Here is an 18285-nt window from a genome sequence, read left to right as displayed (position 1 = left end):
CCGCCCGAGTTTCGTCACCGTGACGCTACGGCCCCGCCGTGTGGCCGCCTAGGAATTCGGCCGGGAATCGCGTTCCTCCGCCTCGGCTGACTCCAGCTCGGCGATCGTCTGCCGCAGCCACGCCCGGTCGGCCCGGCTGGTCGCCCCGGCGAGCGTGAGCATCCCCCTGCGGAACCGGTCGGTCATGTCGGCCGCGCGCAGGGGCCGCCCCCGGTCGTAGAAGTAGCTCGCGGGCTGCTCCATGAACTCCAGCCTGCGCCGCAGCACCCGAGCCTGGTCGGCCGGGTCGGGCAGGTGCCCCAGGAAGGCCAGCAGGATCAGGAACGAGTTCCGGTCGGTGACCTCGACCTCGGCCGGCTCCCGGAGGCGGCGCAGCAACTCGGCCCGGCCGCTGTCGGTCAGCCGCAGCACGTTCCTCGGCGTGGCCCCAGAACCCGCCTCGGCGTGCTTGGTGAGGTGCCCGGCGGCCTGGAGCCGGTTGAGCGCCGGGTACAGCGCCCCGTCGCTGACCGGGCGGATGTGCCCGCTCAGCCCGGAGATGCGCTGCCTGAGGTCGTAGGCGTGCAGCGGCTCCTCGTAGAGGAACCCGAGGATGCACAACGTCAGCACGGTCCCACCCTTCCTGTGTCTGCCGCCATAGTAGTGACTCGATTAGAGAGCCCTCGAATAGAGTGGCCGGCGCCGACGACGAGGGGAGCACGAGATGACCGCCGCCCAGAGCGCGAGGACCGGGTACCTGCGCATGCCGGAAGGCCACCAACTGGCCTATGTGGACACCGGCGGAAGCGGTCGTCCGGTCCTGGCGCTGCACGGCGCCTACGGCAGGGGACGGGTGTTCCTCGGCCTCGCCGAACGCCTCGGGCCGGACTACCGGGTGATCGCGGTGGACCAGCGGGGGCACGGCCGCTCCGACCACCCGGCGGACTACGGCCGGGAGGGGTTCCTGCGCGACGCCGCCTCGGTGATCGAGCAACTCGGTCTCGCACCGGCCGTCGTCCTCGGCCACTCCCTCGGCGGGATCAACGCCTACCAGTTGGCCGCGCGGCGGCCGGAGCTGGTGTCGGCGGCCGTCGTGGTGGACATCGGCGCGGAGATCTCGGTGCCCCAGGACACCGAGATCCTCGGCCTCCCGCGCCACTTCCCCACCCTGGCCGCGCTGCTCGCCGCGATCGGCCAGGCCGTACGGCTCGGGGTCGTCGAGCACTTCACCGAGAGCGCGGCCGAGGACGAGCACGGCTGGCACTTCCTGTGGGACGCCGAGGAGGTGGACCAGGTGAAGCGGAACGTCCGCGGCGCGTGGTGGGACGACTGGGCGGGCGGCGCGCAGCCGGTGCTGCTGGTGCGCGGCGGGGACAGTCCCCTGATCTCCCCGCAGCACGGCGCGGAGATGGTGCGCCGCCGGCCCGGCGCCGAACTGGTCACCGTCGAGGGCGCGGGGCACGACCTGTACCTCAGCCACGGCGACCAGTTCGCCGCGCTGGTCAGGACGTTCCTCGACCGCCTCCCCCGCCGGGCCGACCGGTAGCCCCGACGCTCGTGACGAGCACGGGACCGCGCCCCTCGGGCGTCGGCCCGAAAATGGAGTTGAGTCTCCAGTCGCTGGAAGGTCGAGGCTGAACCCGTGATCGACGACCACAGCGAGCTGTTCACCATCGGGCAGCTCGCCGAGCGCACCGGGCTTCCGGTGCGCACCATCCGCTTCTGGTCCGACAGCGACATCCTCCCGCCGACCGCCCGGTCGGCGGGCGGCTACCGGCTCTACGACACCGAGGCCGTCGCCCGTCTGGACCTGGCGCGCACGCTGCGCGAGCTGGGGTTGGGCCTGGACACCGTCCAGAAGGTCCTGGACGGGCAGCTCACGCTGGCCGACGTCGCCAGGGCGCACGTGCGCGCCCTCGACGCCGAGATCCGGACCCTCCAGTTGCGTCGCGCGGTGCTGCGGTCGGTCGCCGCACGGAAAAGCACCACCGAGGAGATGAGACTTATGCACAAACTGGCCCAGCTCTCCGCCCGGGAGCGGCAGCGCATCATCGACGAGTTCGTCGACCGCACCTTCGAGGGCGTCGACCCGGACGCTCCGGGCGCGCACATCGCGCACGCCATGCGCCAACTGCCCACCGAGCTTCCCGAGGACCCGACGCCCGAGCAGGTCGACGCGTGGGTGGAACTGGCCGAACTGGTCGACGATCCCGACTTCCAGCAGCGGGTTCGGCAGATGGCGGTGACCGGCGCGCGGAGCGAGGAACCTCAGCGCGCCGTCGACCCGGGGCCCGTGATGGAGCACGCGGGTGGCGCGGTGACCGCCGGCATCACGCCGGATTCGGCTGAGGGCAAGGAGATCCTCGACCGGATCGTCCCCGCCGACACCCCCGCCGAGGAGCGTCTCCGCATGGCCGACGACGTGGAGACCTTCACCGACCGGCGGGTGGAGCGGTACTGGCAGCTGCTGGGCGTGATCAACAACCGGCCGCCGTTCCCGCCCAGCGTCCCGGCGTTCGAGTGGCTCGTCGCCGCGCTGCGCGCCCACGCGTAGCCCGTCGAGGGTCGATCAACGCAGCACATCGAGGTCACCGGCGACGAGCGCGACTCCCACTGGCGCCACGGCCGACCAGCGCGGAGGACCGCAGAGGACACGTCGGAGCTGTTTTCCAGAACATGAGGTGCGGGGCTCGTCGCCACGCGACGAGCCCCGCACCTCATGGTTCCGCTCGGGGTCGCTCGCGGTAGAGGTCGGCGAGCAGCGCGACGGCGGCGTGGGTCGCCGGGTGCGGGTCGTGGCGACGCCAGACGAGCTGGACCGGGACCGGGGCGGCGTCGCGCAGGGGCCGGTAGGCGATGCCGTCCCGGCGGTACTGGGTGACGGTGGCGTGCGGGGTGATCCCCACGCAGCGGCCGGTGGCGATGGCGGCGAGGCAGTCGTCGATGTCCTGGGTGAACTCCAGGGCGGGGCGGGCGTCGGCGGGCCACAGGTCGACGGTGGTGGTGCCCGTGCGGCGGTCCACGATGAGGACGCGGTCGCGGATCTCCCCCAGGGTGAGGGACCGGCGGCGGGTCCAGGGGTCGTCGGCGGCCATGATGACGTAACGGCGTTCGTGGCCGACGACGGCGTGGGCGTAGCGGCGGGTGTCGACGGCGGTGCGCACCACGGCCAGGTCGCACCGCCCCTCGGCCAGCCCGCCGGTGGCGGTGTTGGTGCGGACCAGGTGGAGCTCGATGTCGGGATACCGGTCGGCCCAGCGGCGCAGGAACTCCGCGGTGTGGCGGCCCATCGCGGACCAGGCGTGGCCGATGCGCAGTCGGGTGTGGCCCGTGGTGGCCTCCCGGACCAGGTTCTCGGCCTCGGCCAGCAGGTGGCGGGCCCGGGCGAGGACCTGCACGCCGGCGGTGGTGGGGGTGACGGCGCGGCTGGTGCGGTGCAGCAGTCGCACGCCCAGCACCTGTTCCAGGGACCGCAGGGTGCGGGAGACCGCGGCCTGGGAGACGCCCAGCTCGACGGCGGCGTCGGTGAAGCCGCCGGTGTCCACGATCGCCACCAGGCAGCGCAGATGCCGCAACTCCAGATCCATGCGTTCACCGTATCGATGACGTGTCGGATGCATTTTGCGTATGCGCGGGGGCTGTCGAGCCTGGCCGCATGGCGACGCAGAGTCAGGAAACGCCGGCACCGTCCCCTGACGGGAACGCGGCCGGGAGCTCCGGTCGATGGGTGGGGACGGCGATGATGGTGGGCAGCGGACTGTCCAACCAGGTCGGCGCGGCCGTCGCGGCGCTGGCCTTCCCGGTGATCGGACCCGTGGGCGTGGTGGCGGTGCGCCAGTGGGTGGCCGGGGTGGTGCTGTTGGCGGTGGGACGGCCCCGCTGGCGCTCCTTCACCGCGCGTCAGTGGTGGCCGGTGCTGGCACTGGCCGCGGTGTTCGCCACCATGAACCTGTCGCTGTACTCGGCGATCCAGCGCATCGGGCTCGGTCTGGCCGTCACGCTGGAGTTCCTCGGCCCGCTCGCGGTGGCACTGGCCGGCTCCCGCCGGGGCGCCGACCTGGTGCGCGCGCTCGCCGCCGCCGGCGCGGTCGCGGTCCTCACCCGGCCCCAGCCCAGCACCGACTACCTCGGGATCGGCCTGGCCCTGCTGGCCGCGGTCTGCTGGGGGAGCTACATCCTGCTCAACCGCACCGTCGGCGCCCGGCTGCCCGGCGCCCAGGGTTCGGCGGCCGCCGCCGCGGTGTCGGCGGCGCTCTACCTGCCCGTCGGCGCGGTGGTGCTGTGGCACCACCCGCCGAGCGCCGGCGCCCTCGGCTGCGCGCTCGCCGCCGGCGTGCTGTCCTCCGCGGTCCCGTTCCTGGCCGACCTGCTCGCCCTGCGCCGGGTGCCGGCTGCCGCCTTCGGGATCTTCATGAGTGTGAACCCGGTGCTGGCCGCCCTGGTCGGCATGGTCGTGCTGGACCAGCGACTGGACTGGGCGGCGTGGGCGGCGATCGCGGTCATCGTCTCCGCCAACGCCACGGCCGTGGCCTCCACCGCGCGCCGCGCCCGTCGCCGGAAGAACGCCTGAACCCGGACGTGCGGGCGGCGCAGCCGGACTGGCGAACGCCCTCCCGGCGGCATGAGCGGACGTCGAGGAACGTGACGACAATTGCCCGTCGACAAACGATGTTCTGGGCAGGACCCAATGACGATCAGAAACACCAACGGTCAGCGGACAGGAATTGAGACGTCCGTCCTGTTGCACGACGCGGCCCCTCATGGCCTGCGCCGGTGGAATGTGCCCGCCATCGACGCTCTGACCTGCGATGGAGCACCTTCGATGGCGGAACGAGAGCGCGACTGCGCCGCTGGAGGTGGCCCGTTCGGCCTCCCTGTTGCACGACGCGGAATTTTATGGCCTCCGCGGCAGGCCCATAGCGTCGAATTCATGGAGTGGAGTTTTCGGTCGGCCGAAGAGATGATGGCCGCGTTGCGTGCCGGTGACGTGACCTCGGTGGAATTGACCGACGAGGCGATCGCCCGTGTCGAGCGGGACGACAAGGTGATCAACGCGATCTGTGTTCCGGACTTCGACCGCGCTCGGGCCGCCGCGCGCCGTGCCGACCAGGCGCGCGCCCGCGGAGAGGATCGGCCGCTGCTCGGTGTTCCGGTGACGGTCAAGGAGTCCTACAACATGGCCGGGCTGCCCACGACCTGGGGCATGCCGCCGCACCGGGACTACGTGCCGGCCGAGGACGCGGTGCAGGTGTCACGGCTCAGGGCCGCCGGCGCGGTGGTGCTCGGTAAGACCAATGTGCCCTTGGGGCTGCAGGACATCCAGAGCTTCAACGAGATCTACGGCACCACCAACAACCCGTGGGATCACGGTCGCACCTCGGGCGGATCCTCCGGCGGATCAGCCGCGGCCCTGGCGTGCGGATTCGGCGCGTTGTCCCTCGGCTCCGACATCGCCGGCTCGCTGCGCACCCCCGCGCACTTCTGCGGTGTCTACGCGCACAAGCCGACGCTCGGACTGGCGGCACCCCGGGGCATGGTCGCGCCGCCGGCACCAGCGTTGCCGGTCGACCTCGACCTCGCCGTCGTCGGTCCGATGGCGCGCACCGCCCGCGACCTCACGCTCCTGCTCGACGTCATGGCCGGACCGGACCCGCTGACGTTCGGCAAGGCGCACGACGTGACGCTGCCGCCCGCGCGCCACGAGCGGCTCGGCGACTTCCGGGTCCTGGTCCTCGACGAGCACCCGCTCATCCCGACCGGGTCCGCCGTGCGGGCGGGCGTGAACCGGGTGGCCGACGCGCTGGTCGACGGCGGCGCCCGCGTCGAACGGCACAGTCGGCTGCTGCCCGATCTGACCGAAGCCGCGACGCTCTACATGCAGTTGCTGATTTCGGGCTCCGTCGCGCGTTTTCCCATGGAGTCGTACGAGCGGCTGCGAACCCGCGTCGCCGGCCTGAGCGCGGACGACCAGAGCCTTGACGCCGTGCGGTTGCGCGCCATGGTGTTCAGCCACCGCGACTGGATGGAGGCGAACAACCGCCGCGAGCTCCACCGCCACGGCTGGCGGGAGCTGTTCGCCGAGTTCGACGTGGTGGTGTGCCCGATCACGCCGACGCCCGCGTTCCCGCACGACCACACGCCCAATCCGCTGGAACGCCGGATCGACATCGACGGCGTCGAGTACCCGTACTTCGACCAGCTCGTGTGGGCTGGTCTGGCCACCATGCCCGGCCTGCCCGCCACCGCCGTGCCAGCGGGCCGGTCCCCCGAGGGCCTGCCGGTCGGAGTGCAGCTCATCGGCCCGGCGTTCGAGGACCGCACCCCGCTGCGGCTGGCCGAACTGCTGGAACAGAGGATCGGCGGCTTCCAGGCGCCGAAGTAGGGCGCGCGCCTCCCATCGCGTGAGCCCCCGCCCGGTCACCCCCCTGCCGAACCCGGACGCGGGTTCGGCAGGGGGTCGGTTGCCGGTGCGCGGGCCTCAGTCGCGGTAGCGCTCGGTCAGGGCGGCGAGCTCGTCGAGTTTCCGCAGGGCGTCGGCCTCCGTCAGCCATCCGGAGTGGAAGGTCACGCGGTCCACCCCGGCCTCGATGTGGGCCTCCAGCGCCGCCGGGTCGTTCTGGGGGACGACGACGTTGAGCACGACGTCGGTGCGGCCGCGCTCGGCCAGCCACTCCCGCACCCCGGGGATCTTCTCCGGCGCGAGCTCGGTCGGGAACCAGCCGTCGCCGTGCGCGGCCACGCGCTCCCGCGCCGCGGCGCTGTTCCCACCGATGTAGATCGGCGGGTGCGGCCGCTGGACCGGCTTGGGCCACATGTGGATCGGGTCGAACCGCACGTGCTCGCCGTGGAACTCGGCCTCGTCCTGGGTCCAGATCACCTTCAGCGCCGCCAACTGCTCGTCCATCCGGCGGCCGCGGGTGTGGGGGTCGACGCCGTGGTTGCGAATCTCCCCCAGGTTCCAGCCCACGCCGACGGCGAAGATCACGCGGCCGCCGGAGAGCAGGTCGAGGGTGGCGACCTCCTTGGCGGTGTGGATGACGTCGCGCTGGGGCAGCAGCGCGATTCCGGTGCCCAGCAACAGGTTCGTGGTGCTGGTCGCGGCCGCGGTCAGGGCGACGAACGGGTCGAGCGTCCGGTAGTAGTCGCGCGTGAGCTCCTCGCCGCCGGGGAACGTCGACCCCCGGGGGATGTGGGAGTGCTCAGCCAGGAACACGGCGTCGAACCCGCGCTCCTCCAGCGCGCGGCCCAGCACGTCGGGGCGGATTCCCTCGTCGGTCACGAAAGTTGAGAAGCCGAACTTCATGTGCGGATCAACCCCGTCCGTCGTCCGCGCTATTCCGGCCGCGCCCGGGATGACTCGACCTGGCGGACAGCCCTGGTCCGGTCGGCGCGGGGCCGCCCGCTTCCTGTCCGTGCTGTTTTCCGGGTAACCCGGGCATTTCCGCGCCTGTCGGGTTCGCCGGCCCGGCGTGGGGGTTCAGGCGTCGGGGCTGGTGGCCGCCCACCCGCGTTCGAGCATGGTGAAGATCACCTCGACCGCCTCGGTCGGGTCGGGGTGCCGGTGCGCCAGCTCGACGGCCTCCAGCGCGAACCGGGCCAGGGCGGCGCAGGCCACGTCGCCCTCGGGGGCGTCGAGCTCGGCGGCGATGGCTTGGGCCAGCGCGGTCTCGTGGCGGAGCCACATGCGGCGGGCGTACTCGCGCAGCGCCGGGGTGTTCTCGATCATGCGGGTGAAGGCCGGGGCGTGGGGGTACCCGGCGACCACGGTCACCCGGTGCAGGATGTGCTCGCGCAGCGCCCCCAGGACGGGCTGGCCGGGGGCGCGGTCGCGCACGGCGGCCACGAGCGCCGCCTCGACCTCCTGGTCGATGTCGAAGACCAGCGCCTCCTTGCTCGGGAAGTACTTGAACAGGGTGGTCACCGACACGTCCGCCGCCTCGGCCACCTCCCTGACCCCGACGTCGTCGTAGCCGCGTTCGAGGAACAGCGCGAGCGCGGCGTCGGCCAGGGCCTTGCGGGTCTGGGCCTTCTTGCGTTCGCGCCGCCCGGTCGGCTCCGTCATGCCGCCACCCTACCCAGCAAAGGTGTAACGAACAAAAAGTTGAACCGTTGCACTTTTGGTCGATGGTGTGTTCTCCTGGGGACGCGCCCCGATCACCTCCGGCGCGATCCCATCCCCCTCGTCACGAAGGACCTCGCTGCCGTGAACGCTGTCCCCAGCCCTCGTATCGCGGTCGTCGGCGCCGGTATCGGCGGCCTCGCCTGCGCCCGCATCCTCCACCGGCACGGCCGCCGGGTGACCGTGTTCGAGCGCGAGGCCTCCGCGCACGCCCGTTGGCAGGGCGGCATGCTGGACCTGCACGTCGACACCGGCCAGGCCGCGCTGCGCGCCGCGGGCCTGTTCGAGGAGTTCCGCGCCCTGGCCCGCCCCGAAGGCCAGGAACTGCGGGGCCTGGACCCGATCACCGGCGCGCTGGTGCACCACGAGCGCCCCGCCGACGGCGCGAGCGGCGCGCCCGAGATCGACCGCGGCCAGCTCCGCGGCCTGTTGCTGGGCTCCCTGCCCCCTGGCACCGTCCACTGGGGACAGTCGGTTCGCGGGGTCGCCCCGCTCGACGACGGCACCGCGCGCCTGCGCTTCGGCGACGGCACGACCCAGGACTTCGACCTCGTCGTCGGCGCCGACGGCGCCTGGTCGCGGACCCGCCCCGCGCTGTCCGACGCGACCCCCACCTACACGGGCGACACCATCGTCGAAACCTTCCTCGACGACGTCGACACCCGCCACCCCGCGCTGGCGCGCCTGGTCGGCAACGGCACCCTGGCGGCGAAGTCCGGCCGCACCATGCTGTCGGCCCAACGCAACAGCGGTGGCCACCTCCGCGTCTACGCCGGACTCCACGTGCCGGCCGACTGGCACGTCGCCGCCGGCCTGGACCTCGACGACACCGCGGCCGTGCGCGAGCACCTCCTCGCGGTGTTCGACGGCTGGCACGACAGCCTGCTCGACCTGCTCCGCGAGTCCGACGGCGGGTTCGTCAACCGGCCCCTGCACGTCCTGCCCGTCGGGCACACCTGGGACCACGTCCCCGGCATCACCCTGCTCGGCGACGCGGCCCACCTCATGCCCCCGTACGGCATCGGCGCCAACCTCGCCCTGCTCGACGGCGCCGACCTGGCCACCGCGCTCGCCGCCCACGACGACCTCGACCAGGCCGTCCGCGCCTACGAGAACCTGATGCTGCCCCGCGCGGCGGCCGCCGCCCGTGCCTGCGCAGAGCTGACCGACACCCTCACCGCGGACACGGTCATCAACGTGGACGCCGCGCGCCACCACCTCAACGAACGGCTGCTCCACCACCAGACCGCGCGCTGAGCCCACCGCTCCAGTCGGCAGCGGGGTCGACTCCGGCGTTCGATTGGCCAACCGCACCCGGTCAACGGGAGGGCTCAGGCATCGGCGGCCGTACGGAGCAGTCGCCGATCGCTTGCGGCGAACGCCAGCATGCCCTGAGCGAACACCGCCCGGAACACCGGTGGCGGGCTCCTACCGTCGGTCGCGTTCGGCGTCAGACAACCAAGGCAGGCAACATGTCTCTTCACCTGGTGCCCGTGATGCGGGCCGCCGTCGCACCGTCGGCCAACGACTCGATCTACGAGCATCTCCTGCGGGACCGCATCGTCTTCCTCGGCTCGGAGGTCACCGACGAGGTGGCCAACCGGATCGTCGCGCAGCTGTTGCTGCTGGCCGCCGAGGACCCGGACAAGGACATCACCTTCTACATCAACTCGCCGGGCGGCTCGGTCACCGCGGGCATGGCCATCTACGACACGATGCGGCTCATCCAGCCGGACGTCTCGACCTGGGGCATGGGTTTCGTGGCCTCGATGGGCCAGTTCCTGCTGTCCTCCGGCACCCCGGGCAAGCGCTACCTGCTGCCCAACACGCGGATCGTGATGCACCAGCCCTCGGCCGGCATCAGCGGGGTGGCCAGCGACATCCGCATCCAGGCCGAGGTGTTCGGCAAGATGAAGCGGCGGATCGCCGAGATCACCGCGCAGCAGACCGGGCAGACCGTGGAGCGGATCACCGCCGACGCCGACCGGGACCGCTGGTTCGACGCCGAGGAGGCGCTGGCCTACGGCTTCGTCGACCACATCGTCGCCGGTGACCAGCGGGCCGCCACCGCCTGACCCCGTTGGTCGGCGCGGAGATTCCGGTCCGCGCCGACCAACCAACCTCGGCATCTGCCCGTTTCTGGTGCGTGGCATGGGTTTCCGCCGTGTTCGTGCGGGTTCTCCCAGACTCCGTGGCCTGTTCTAGGCTCGACGGGTGTCGGGGAAGATTCGGGTGGCAGTGGCGCAGAGCACGGTGCCGGAGGACCCTTCCGACTCCGGGGCCCTGCGGGCCAGCGGGCGGGAGATCCGCGCGCTGATGCGTCGGGCCAGCGCCGCCGGGGCGCGGCTGGTGCAGTTCCCCGAGGGCGCCATCACCTACCCCAGCAAGTACGCGCTGTCCTCCGCCGGCCCGGACCAGGTCGGCCCGGCGGACTGGAGCCGCGCGGCGTGGCCGGTGATGCGCGAGGAGGCCGAAGCGATCGCCGAGCTGGCGGGCGAACTGGGCATCTGGACCGTTTTCGGTTCCCCGCACCAGCTTTCCGGTGCGCGCCGGCCGCACAACAGCCTCTACGTCGTCTCCGACCAGGGCCAGCTCGTCGACCGCTACGACAAGCGTTTCCTGTCCCACACCGAACTCCAGTTCCTGTACACCCCGGGAACCCGGCCCCTGGTCTTCGAGGTCGACGGGTTCCGGTTCGGCTGCGCGGTGTGCGTCGAGGTCAGCTTCCCCGAGCTGTTCGCCGAGTACGAACGGCTGGACGTGGACTGCGTGCTGGTCTCGGTGATGGTCGACGACGCCGCCCGCGCGACGGTCGCCCAGGCGTACGCGACCCTCTACTGCTACTGGGTGGGCTACTCCCTTCCCGCCCAGTTCAGCGCGACCGTGCCCGCCGGCCTCGTCGCCCCGGGCGGCCAGTGGGCGGCCCGCTGCGCCGGCGACGGACAGCCCGGCGTCGTGGTGGCCGATCTCGACCGGCACACCGCCGACCCGACCATCGACGTCGCCCTCCGCCTCGCCCGCCCGTGGCGGCGCTCAGCCCGGTCCGGTCTGTACGACGCCCACGTCGCGCACGGCGACCCCCGAAGCGAGACCCACACCGCCTTCTGAGAGCACCCAATGTCCGTCCCAGCTGGCCACATCGTGAAGATTGGTGGTGTTGACGACCAGAAGGCCTAGGTTTTGCGGAGGTCGACCGGGCTGCAAGCCAGTGGACGGGAGGCTCCACCGCGGACCCGCGGGCCCCGTGCTCACTTCCCCGCAGTAGTGTCCATCGATCAGGCGGGCAAGCTGTTCATTGAGTTATAAGACAGTGCCTACTTGCCGGGTTTCGATGCTTCGAGGTTCGCCGCCTTGGTTCAGAGGCTTCCCCATCATCCTCGGCCCCTGGCCCGAATGGACGAGCGCCTCGCTGGTGTAGCCACTTGGCGCTAGTCATGGTGGGCCTACGAAGAGTTCTGCTCGCCAGCGGACATGCACTAGTAAACTACTCCGAATAGCTCAACATACATGAGCCTGAAAGAGGGCCAACCCAAGGCGGCACACCGCGAACTGAGTCTCGGCTGGTTCACGACTCGCCCAGATCTAGAACTTATCCGACCTGGCTGTTGACTGTCTGCTACCGTAGCGCCTTGATCGGGAGGTTTAAGAGTTACTGACCCGACAGGGGGCTTACCATCAGCATCAACGTCGACCCGTTGCGTCTGTCCAAGCCGCAGGACTCCAGCACGTACTTGGCCATCAAGACTGTGCAAGGCGGCCGGGCTGTCTACACCACCCGTGTCCCTCTCCTCGACCTTCCCACGATCTTGCCGATCCCTGACCCCAACAACGTTGACAAGGACAACCGCAAGGTTGACCGGCTGCACGCCAAGCAGTTCGGCCAGTACCTCGACAGCAAGCAGGACTGGGTCGCCCCCGCCCTTCTGGCGCGAGATAGCGGTGGCTGTTTGTTCGAGAAAGTTGACGAGCACGGGGCAGTCGGGTATCTCACCGTTCCGTGGGCGATCGGCGGCATCTCCTCCCTCCGAACGATCGACGGGCAGCACCGCGTCCTCGGAGTCTCCATCGAGAAGCAGCGCATTACCGATGCTATCGCGAATGTTGACCGCGAGATGGCGCGCAAGGTCAGCCCCGAGAAGGCCGCCAAGCTGCAGGCCGAGCGCGAGAAGCTCATCGGCCAGATGAATCGACTGAAGAACGAGTACGTCGGCCTGGACATCTACGTGGAGCCAGATCCGATCAAGGCTCAGCAGATGTTCGTCGATGTTGCAGACAATGCTAAAGGCATCAGCAGTGCCGTCCGTGCTCGATTCGATAACTACAAGGTTGCCAATCGGACCCTGTCCGACGTGATCGACCACCCCCTGCTCAAGGGGCGCGTCGACCCGGAACAGGACCGCATGACGACGAAGAACCCGAATCTCATGGGCGCAAAGCACGTCGCCGACATCACTCGGGCTGTCATTGCTGGAGCCGGTGGACGAATCAGCAAGAAGGCGGAGCAAACCCTTTCCGACGGGGAGGTGATCGAGCAGGTCAAGGACTTCCTCGACGTCATCTCCAACGCCTTCGCCAGCCTGGCTGCTATCACTGAGGATGATCCTGACGCGGTACGAAAGCCAGGAGAGTTGACTCTGGCCCAGGAACTGCGCCGCACTTCGCTGCTCGGCTCGGTTGGCATGTTGCGCGTCCTCGGGGGTGTGTTCCGCGAGCTGCGCGCGGGCGAGAACCCAGTGGAGCTTGATGATATCACTGCGTTTTTCAAGCGCTTGGACCCGCATATGACCGCGCCAGTTACGGAAACTAGCATCTGGCGCACGAGTGACGCGAGCGCCGATTTTGAGCCGAACGCCGCGGCGCCAATCATGCGCACCCAGAACATCGTGCATCTGGTTAGCGTGATTGCAGGCTGGTACAAGAAGGCTCCGGCTTCCTTGTAACAAGGGGAGCAACGGTGCGAACGGCGCGCCTCCTGTCGGAACGGCGCGCCGTTCGTCATAGACCCGTTGCAGTTGAGGCGGGATCTGGAAAGTCGTCTCGCTTCCGTCACTGTGACGGAAGCGAGACGACTGTGAGAAAAGGTGCCGGGGCGCCGGCGGTCACGCCGAGGGCGCGGTGGTGGTCCTGGCGTAGTGCTCGGCGATCTCGTCGCTGGTCGTCAGCCACACCCCGGGGTGGTTCACGACGTACTCCAGCGCCTGGTCCAGGTACTTGTGCCGGAACGGCTGGTTGATCACGAAGGGGTGCACGGCCAGCGCCATGACCCGGCCGCTGTCGGCGGAGTCGGCGTAGAGCTGGTCGAGCTGGTCCTTGACGATCTGGACGAAGTCCGGGCCGCTGAGGCTCTTGCCCACGAACAGGCTGATGTCGTTGAGCTCGATGCCGTAGGGCACGCTGAGCATGCCGGGCACGTTGAGCCGGTAGGGCTGGTCGTCGTTGCACCAGTCCAGAACGTAGTTCAGGCCGAGTTCGGCCAGCAGCGCCGGGGTCTGGAACGTCTCGGTGAGCGCCGGGCCCATCCAGCCCCGGGGTCGCCGGCCGGTGGCCTTCTCGATGGTCTCCACGACGTCGGTCAGGTAGGCGCGCTCCTCCTCGACGGTCATGTCCGCCTGGAAGGTGGAGTTGTCCCGGCCGTGGGCGATCCACGCCCAGTCCCTGGCCGTGCCCGCCTCGATGATCTGCGGGTTGTGGCGGGTCACCTCGGAGTTGAGCAGCACGCTGGCGCGCAGGCCGTGCCGGTCCAGGGTGTCGATCAGCCGCCAGATGCCCACCCGGGGGCCGTAGTCGCGCCAGCCGTAGTTGAGCGGGTCGGGCGCCAGCCCGGCGGTTCCGGCGAAGATGCTGGTCGAGGGCTGGTCCACCTGGTAGTGCTCGACGTTGACGCCGAGGTAGAAGGCGACCCGGGCGCCACCGGGCCACTGGATCGGCGCGCGCTCGGTGATCGGGCTGTAGTCGAAGAGCTGGTTGTCCATCACGGTCCTCCTCGTGTCCTCTGTGGACTCGCTGGTACGACCATGCTCAAACATTCACATATGTGGGAAGGTCAAAGTGGACCGAGTATGAGGACGACCACACCCGCGTCCCGGGCCCCCAGTCCTGCCCGGGTCGCGGCGTGTGGTCACCGCGACCCGGGCGGGAGCACCGCTACCGGACCGCGTGGAGATCCGTGGCCGAGTCGGTGTTCTCGCTGGCCACAGCGTTGTCGGTCCGCCCGGCTCGCTTCTGCCCGCCCGTGCCCGCCGGGTCGCGGTCGAGGCGGATGCGCACGGCGACGCCGGCGCAGACGATGACGGCGAGGCCGCCGAGGACGGTCGGCCAGGTCAGCTCCTCGCGCAGCAGCAGCGCCGCCCAGGCGATGTTCAGCACGGGCTGGACCAGTTGCACCTGGCTGACCTGCGCCATCGGGCCGATGGCCAGCCCGCGGTACCAGGCGAAGAAGCCGAGGAACATGCTCACCACCGCGAGGTAGGCGAACGCCGCCCACTGCGCCGGCGTGCCCGACGGCGGCTGCTGGACCACCGACACCACCGTCAGGGCGATCATGAGGGGTGCGGACAGCACGAGCGCCCAGGACACCGTCTGCCAGGAGCCGAGCTCGCGGGCGAGCAGTCCGCCCTCGGCGTAGCCGACCGCCGCGGCGGCGACCGCGGCGAACAGCAGCAGGTCCGACCAGTTCAGCCGGCCGAACCCGTCGCCCTGCAGGGACGCGAATCCCAGCGCGGCGAGGGCGCCGGCCACCGCCATGACCCAGAACGACGCGGGCGGGCGTTCCTTGCCGCGAGCCACCGCCATCGCCGCGGTGGTCGCCGGGAGCAGCGCGATCACCACGGCGCCGTGGCCGGCCGACGCGGTGGTGAGCGCGTAGGAGGTCAACAGCGGGAAACCGACGACGACCCCGCCGCCGACCACGGCCAGCCGCCCCCACTGCCACCCCCTCGGCAGGGGCTGCCGGGTCAGGACGAGCGCGGCGGCGGCCAACAGCGCCGCGACGACGGCGCGCGCCGAGCCGATGAACAACGGCGACAGGCCCCCGACGGCGACGCGGGTGAAGGGGACGGTGAACGAGAACGCCACCACGCCCAGCAGACCCCACCACAGGCCGGCCCGCGAGGGCGATAGCACCGCCACGCGATTTCCAGTAACGCTATCGTCTCCTGACATGTCCAACGATAACACCGCGCGGATCGTGGCTGATCTACGCGCGTGGATCGCGCAGGCGCCCCCCGGCGCGCGGGTGCCGTCCAACCGGGCGCTGATGGCGAAGTACGGCGCCGGCCCGGTCACGGTCCAGAAGGCGATGCACGCGCTCGGCGCGCTCGGGCTCGTCGAGGCCCGCCCCGGCGTGGGGACGTTCGTCCGGGCCACGCGGACCGTTCGCCCGCCCGACTACGGGTGGCAGACCGGCGCGCTGCGCGCCCCGCAGGCCCGCATCCCGGTCCTGTCCACGGCGATGCGCGGCGGCTCGCCCGACGCGATCGTGCTGCACGCCGGCTACCCCGACCGCGACCTGCTCCCGGAGCGGCTGGTGCGCGCCGCGCTCGCGCGGGCCGCCCGCGGCGACGCGGCGCTGGCCCGGTCCGACGTCGCCGGGCTGCCGGAGTTGCGGGCCTGGTTCGCCCACGAGCTGGCCGAGGCCACCCCGGTCGGCGTGACCCCGCCGGCCCCGCGCGACGTCGTGGTCCTGCCCGGCAGCCAGAGCGGCCTGAGTTCGATCTTCCGGTCCCTGGTGGGTTTCGGGCAGCCGCTGCTGATGGAGTCGCCCAGCTACTGGGGCGCCATCCTCGCCGCGGCGCAGGCCGGCGTGCGGGTGGTCCCCGTGCCCAGCGGCGCGGCGGGCCCGGACCCCGACGAGCTCGCGCGCGCCTTCGAGGAGACCGGGGCGCGCATGTTCTACGCGCAGCCCAACTACGCCAACCCCACCGGCGCGCAGTGGTCCCCGGAGCTGGTCGAACGGGTCCTCGACGTCGTCCGCGCCCACGGCGCCTTCCTCGTGGAGGACGACTGGGCTCACGACTTCGGGATCGACACCACCGCGCGGCCGGTCGCGGCGCTGGATGACTCCGGCCACGTCGTCTACCTGCGCTCGCTGACCAAGAGCGTGTCGCCGGCCCTGCGGGTCGCCGCCGTCGTCGCCCGCGGCCCCGCGCGCGACCGCGTCCTGGCCGACCGCGGGGCGGAAGGGATGTACGTCAGCAGCCTGCTGCAGGCCGCCGCACTCGACGTCGTCACCCAGCCTGGGTGGCGCACGCACCTGCGCGCCCTGCGCGACCAGTTGCGGGCCCGCCGCGATCTGCTCGTCGCCAGCCTGGCCGAGCACGTCCCGCAGGCACACCTGGACCACGTTCCCCCCGGCGGCCTGAACCTCTGGGCCCGGCTGCCCGACGCGACCGACCTCGACCGGCTCACCGACGACTGCGAGGCCGAGGGCGTGATGATCGCGCCCGGCGGCGGGTGGTTCCCCGCCGAGCCCTCCGGCTCGTTCGTCCGCCTCAACTACGCCGGCCCGAACCCCGACCGCTTCCCGGACGGCGCCCGGCTGATCGGCCGCGTGCTGGCCCGCTGCGGGGATCGGCGAGCCGACGGGTGATCCCACCGTGGGTCCACAGTGGACGCTCGGAGCGAGGCGGGCGGTAAACGTCTGGACGAGACGAACGCGGCGCGGCTAGCCTGCGCTCGTGTCCAGCCCCGAGGCGTCAAGACGCTAGCCACCGGTCATCCGGTGGCTCTTCCGCGTTCTCGCCCCGCCACGCCCTGAGGAAGGTCGTGGGCGTCGCTGGCTGAGGACCGCCACCGGATCACCGTCGTACGGGCTGTTTCCGCCGTGGTGACGTCACTTCCCTGACCTCGCCCGGCTTCTCCCCCGCGGTGCTCGTGTGTCCACACGCGACACTTCCGTTCGTGCGCGCGCTCACCGCGGCCTGCCCTGTCGACCTCTCGATGGTTGCGGAGTCCTCATCGTGCCGTTCGCTCTCTACGTCCTCGGACTGGCGATCTTCGCCCAGGGAACGTCCGAGTTCATGCTGTCCGGGTTGCTGCCCGACATCGCCACCGACCTGAATGTCTCCCTCTCGGCCGCCGGGGCGCTCACCTCGGCCTTCGCCGTCGGAATGGTCCTCGGCGCGCCGCTGGTGGCGGCGCTGAGCCTGCGCTGGCCGCCGCGCCGCGCGCTGCTGGCCTTCCTGGTCGTCTTCCTGCTCGTCCACGTCCTCGGCGCGCTCACCTCCAGCTACGAGGTGCTGCTGGCCACGCGGATCGTCGCCGCCCTGGCCAATGCCGGGTTCCTGGCCGTGGCCCTGGCGGCCGCGGCGGGCATGGTCCCGCCCGACGCCAAGGGCCGGGCCACCTCGGTCCTGATCGGCGGCATCACCCTGGCCTGCGTGGCGGGTGTTCCCGCCGGCGCGCTGCTGGGCCAGCTGTGGGGGTGGCGCTCGGCGTTCTGGGCGATCGCCCTGGTCTCGGCGCCGGCGGTCGTGGCGATCCTGCGCTCGGTCCCGGACCGCGCTTCCGACACCACGACCCCGTCCACGCGCGCCGAACTGCGGGCGCTGGGCAACCCCCGGCTGGTGGTGACCCTGCTGCTGGGCGCCCTGGTCAACGGCGCGACGTTCTGCGCCTCCACCTACCTCGCGCTGCTGGTGACCACGGTCGCCGGCCTCGACTCCCTGTGGGTGCCGGCCCTGTTGGCGCTGTTCGGCGTGGGGTCGTTCGTCGGCGTGGCGGTCAGCGGCCGGGTGGCCGACAGTCGCCCGGTTCCGCTGCTGGTGGTCGGCGGGGTGGCGCTGGGGCTCGGCTGGGTCGTCTTCGCGCTCACCGCCGGCAGCCCGGTGGCGATGGTGGTGCTCGTGTGCGTTCAGGGCGCGTTGGCGTTCGGGGTCGGCTCGACGTTGATCTCGCAGGCGCTCTACGCGGCGCCGGGGGCGCCGACCCTGGCGGGCGGGTTCGCCACCGCCGCGTTCAACGTGGGCGCGGCCCTGGGCCCCTGGCTGGGCGGGATCACGATCAGCGCGGGCCTGGGCCACCGCTCCCCGCTCTGGGTCAGCGCCGCGCTGGTGGTCCTGGCGCTGGTTCTCGGCGCCGCCGCGCACCTGGTCCGCCGGCGCACGACGAGGTCGCTGGCTTCGACCGCGTGACCGGAGGGGGTGGGTGGCCGGATCGCTTGTGGCGACCGGCCATCCACCCCCTGCGCC

16 protein-coding genes are annotated in these 18285 nt (G+C 71.3%); 10 read left to right on the top strand and 6 right to left on the bottom strand.

The window, feature by feature from the left end; all coding sequences use genetic code 11:
- Positions 1-48: 48 nt before the first annotated feature.
- On the bottom strand, positions 49-609 hold the full coding sequence (locus BUE43_RS14905) for a PadR family transcriptional regulator (RefSeq protein WP_073483434.1): 561 nt from the start codon (positions 607-609) through the stop codon (positions 49-51).
- A gap of 94 nt (positions 610-703) precedes the next feature.
- Between BUE43_RS14905 and BUE43_RS14900 the strand changes: the two genes are divergently transcribed.
- Both BUE43_RS14900 and BUE43_RS14895 read left to right on the top strand, forming a co-directional pair.
- Complete coding sequence (locus BUE43_RS14900; RefSeq protein WP_073483432.1) at positions 704-1525, top strand: alpha/beta fold hydrolase; 822 nt, start codon at positions 704-706, stop codon at positions 1523-1525.
- A 96-nt stretch (positions 1526-1621) separates the two neighbouring features.
- A complete protein-coding gene (locus BUE43_RS14895) occupies positions 1622-2533 on the top strand; it encodes a helix-turn-helix domain-containing protein (protein WP_327083451.1) in 912 nt (303 codons plus the stop codon).
- A 163-nt stretch (positions 2534-2696) separates the two neighbouring features.
- Here BUE43_RS14895 and BUE43_RS14890 read toward each other — a convergent pair whose 3' ends face one another.
- Positions 2697-3566, bottom strand: a complete 870-nt coding sequence (locus BUE43_RS14890; RefSeq protein WP_073483430.1) for a LysR family transcriptional regulator — start codon at positions 3564-3566, stop codon at positions 2697-2699.
- A gap of 140 nt (positions 3567-3706) precedes the next feature.
- Between BUE43_RS14890 and BUE43_RS14885 the strand changes: the two genes are divergently transcribed.
- Both BUE43_RS14885 and BUE43_RS14880 read left to right on the top strand, forming a co-directional pair.
- Complete coding sequence (locus tag BUE43_RS14885) at positions 3707-4549, top strand: EamA family transporter (RefSeq protein ID WP_234995730.1); 843 nt, start codon at positions 3707-3709, stop codon at positions 4547-4549.
- Between the two features lie 360 nt (positions 4550-4909).
- Positions 4910-6361 (top strand): amidase, encoded by a 1452-nt coding sequence (locus BUE43_RS14880; protein WP_073483426.1) that lies wholly within the window; start codon positions 4910-4912, stop codon positions 6359-6361.
- Between the two features lie 96 nt (positions 6362-6457).
- On the opposite strand, the gene BUE43_RS14875 is transcribed toward BUE43_RS14880, so the two are convergent.
- Entirely contained in the window at positions 6458-7282 is an 825-nt protein-coding gene (locus BUE43_RS14875) for an LLM class F420-dependent oxidoreductase (RefSeq protein WP_073483424.1), read from the bottom strand.
- Between the two features lie 174 nt (positions 7283-7456).
- On the bottom strand, positions 7457-8041 hold the full coding sequence (locus BUE43_RS14870) for a TetR/AcrR family transcriptional regulator (RefSeq protein ID WP_073483422.1): 585 nt from the start codon (positions 8039-8041) through the stop codon (positions 7457-7459).
- 141 nt (positions 8042-8182) lie between these two features.
- Here BUE43_RS14870 and BUE43_RS14865 point away from each other — a divergent pair, with 141 nt between their 5' ends.
- From BUE43_RS14865 to BUE43_RS14850, 4 genes are all read left to right on the top strand, one after another.
- Positions 8183-9355 carry an FAD-dependent oxidoreductase gene (locus BUE43_RS14865; protein ID WP_083959695.1) on the top strand — a complete coding sequence of 391 codons (1173 nt, stop codon included), beginning with the start codon at positions 8183-8185 and terminating at the stop codon, positions 9353-9355.
- Positions 9356-9594: 239 nt separating this feature from the next.
- Positions 9595-10173, top strand: a complete 579-nt coding sequence (locus tag BUE43_RS14860) for a ClpP family protease (RefSeq protein ID WP_407697123.1) — start codon at positions 9595-9597, stop codon at positions 10171-10173.
- Positions 10174-10312: 139 nt separating this feature from the next.
- Complete coding sequence (locus BUE43_RS14855; protein WP_073483418.1) at positions 10313-11206, top strand: carbon-nitrogen hydrolase family protein; 894 nt, start codon at positions 10313-10315, stop codon at positions 11204-11206.
- 587 nt (positions 11207-11793) lie between these two features.
- The gene (locus BUE43_RS14850) at positions 11794-13038 is read left to right on the top strand and encodes a DNA sulfur modification protein DndB (RefSeq protein WP_234995729.1); all 1245 of its coding nucleotides are present in this window, start codon (positions 11794-11796) and stop codon (positions 13036-13038) included.
- Between the two features lie 159 nt (positions 13039-13197).
- Here the strand turns inward: BUE43_RS14850 and BUE43_RS14845 are convergent, their stop codons facing one another.
- Both BUE43_RS14845 and BUE43_RS14840 read right to left on the bottom strand, forming a co-directional pair.
- Positions 13198-14070, bottom strand: coding sequence for a polysaccharide deacetylase family protein (locus BUE43_RS14845; protein WP_073483414.1), 873 nt, complete (start codon positions 14068-14070; stop codon positions 13198-13200).
- A gap of 172 nt (positions 14071-14242) precedes the next feature.
- Complete coding sequence (locus BUE43_RS14840; protein WP_234995728.1) at positions 14243-15226, bottom strand: DMT family transporter; 984 nt, start codon at positions 15224-15226, stop codon at positions 14243-14245.
- A 31-nt stretch (positions 15227-15257) separates the two neighbouring features.
- On the opposite strand from BUE43_RS14840, the gene BUE43_RS14835 reads away from it, so the two are divergent.
- Both BUE43_RS14835 and BUE43_RS14830 read left to right on the top strand, forming a co-directional pair.
- A complete protein-coding gene (locus BUE43_RS14835; protein WP_073483412.1) occupies positions 15258-16685 on the top strand; it encodes an aminotransferase-like domain-containing protein in 1428 nt (475 codons plus the stop codon).
- Positions 16686-17055: 370 nt separating this feature from the next.
- Complete coding sequence (locus BUE43_RS14830) at positions 17056-18228, top strand: Cmx/CmrA family chloramphenicol efflux MFS transporter (RefSeq protein WP_073483409.1); 1173 nt, start codon at positions 17056-17058, stop codon at positions 18226-18228.
- The last annotated feature ends 57 nt before the right edge of the window (positions 18229-18285 follow it).

It is taken from the genome of Streptoalloteichus hindustanus (assembly GCF_900129375.1).
Classification (GTDB): domain Bacteria; phylum Actinomycetota; class Actinomycetes; order Mycobacteriales; family Pseudonocardiaceae; genus Streptoalloteichus; species Streptoalloteichus hindustanus.
The sequence above is the reverse complement of the archived record's forward strand: the minus strand, read 5'-3'. Positions and strand labels throughout refer to the sequence as shown.

Coding starts and splice junctions, on each gene's coding strand:
- BUE43_RS14900 (WP_073483432.1), top strand. CDS start 704: ATGACCGCCGCCCAGAGCGCGAGGACCGGGTACCTGCGCATGCCGGAA.
- BUE43_RS14890 (WP_073483430.1), bottom strand. CDS start 3,566: ATGGATCTGGAGTTGCGGCATCTGCGCTGCCTGGTGGCGATCGTGGAC.
- BUE43_RS14880 (WP_073483426.1), top strand. CDS start 4,910: ATGGAGTGGAGTTTTCGGTCGGCCGAAGAGATGATGGCCGCGTTGCGT.
- BUE43_RS14875 (WP_073483424.1), bottom strand. CDS start 7,282: ATGAAGTTCGGCTTCTCAACTTTCGTGACCGACGAGGGAATCCGCCCC.
- BUE43_RS14870 (WP_073483422.1), bottom strand. CDS start 8,041: ATGACGGAGCCGACCGGGCGGCGCGAACGCAAGAAGGCCCAGACCCGC.
- BUE43_RS14860 (WP_407697123.1), top strand. CDS start 9,595: ATGCGGGCCGCCGTCGCACCGTCGGCCAACGACTCGATCTACGAGCAT.
- BUE43_RS14845 (WP_073483414.1), bottom strand. CDS start 14,070: ATGGACAACCAGCTCTTCGACTACAGCCCGATCACCGAGCGCGCGCCG.
- BUE43_RS14835 (WP_073483412.1), top strand. CDS start 15,258: ATGTCCAACGATAACACCGCGCGGATCGTGGCTGATCTACGCGCGTGG.